We start from the raw sequence: 1,167 nt of genomic DNA, 5'->3' as shown, positions 1-1,167 counted from the left end.
AACTTCATTTTGAAGGAGAACAAATCGGAGCCATTTTCGCCACCATGGGGATTGCCTCTTTGGTAATGCCGGGTATTATCGGTATTATTGCCGATAAATGGTTTAATGCAGAACGTTTATACGGACTTTGCCATATTGCAGGAGCAGGATGTCTCTTCTACGCTTCCACCGCAACGGGATACGACCAGATGTATTGGGCCATGTTACTCAACCTGTTGGTATATATGCCCACTTTATCCCTCGCCAACACGGTATCGTACAATGCACTGGAGCAATACAAATGTGACCTGATTAAAGACTTCCCTCCTATCCGCGTATGGGGAACAATCGGTTTTATTTGTGCCATGTGGGCTGTCGACCTTACCGGATTCAAGAATTCAAGTGCACAACTTTATGTAGGAGGTGCTTCCGCATTGCTACTCGGACTTTATTCATTTACGCTCCCGGCCTGTCGACCGGCTAAATCTGAAAACAAATCATGGCTCTCCGCTTTCGGACTGGATGCGCTGGTGTTATTCAAGAAAAAGAAAATGGCTATTTTCTTCCTTTTCTCCATGCTTCTAGGTGCAGCATTGCAGATTACGAATACTTACGGCGACCTTTTCCTAGGCAGTTTTGCCAGCATCCCTGAATATGCAGATTCTTTCGGAGTGAAACATTCAGTCATCCTGTTATCCATTTCACAGATGTCCGAAACATTGTTTATTCTTGCCATACCTTTCTTCCTGCGTCATTTCGGAATCAAACAAGTCATGCTAATCAGTATGTTCGCTTGGGTGTTCCGGTTCGGCCTGTTCGGTTTTGGAGATCCGGGATCAGGACTATGGATGCTGATCCTTTCCATGATTGTTTATGGTATGGCCTTTGATTTCTTCAACATTTCCGGTTCGTTGTTTGTTGAACAAGAAGCCAAATCTTCTATCCGTGCCAGTGCACAGGGCTTGTTCTTTATGATGACTAACGGATTGGGAGCCATCATGGGCGGATATGCCAGCGGTGCGGTAGTTGATGCATTCTCTGTATATGCCGACGGCAGACTGGTGAGTCGCGAATGGATGAACATTTGGCTGATCTTTGCCGCTTATGCGCTGGTAATCGGCATTCTGTTTGCCTTGGTATTCAAGTACAAACACCAGCAGGAGAGTAAAACAAATTAAGTAAAAGAGA

The 1,167-nt window shown here is 45.2% G+C and carries 1 protein-coding gene; it reads left to right on the top strand.

The window, feature by feature from the left end:
- Window positions 1-1,157: nucleoside permease (locus tag AB5935_RS27295; protein WP_368328014.1), on the top strand; the 1,157-nt coding region annotated here is incomplete at its 5' end.
- Between the last annotated feature and the right edge of the window lie 10 nt (window positions 1,158-1,167).

Origin of the sequence: Phocaeicola sp. RTP21198st1_B8_RTP21198_201120, from assembly GCF_040929485.1 — a bacterium.
Lineage (GTDB): Bacteria > Bacteroidota > Bacteroidia > Bacteroidales > Bacteroidaceae > Phocaeicola > Phocaeicola dorei.
This window is presented reverse-complemented; position numbering and strand designations above follow the sequence as displayed.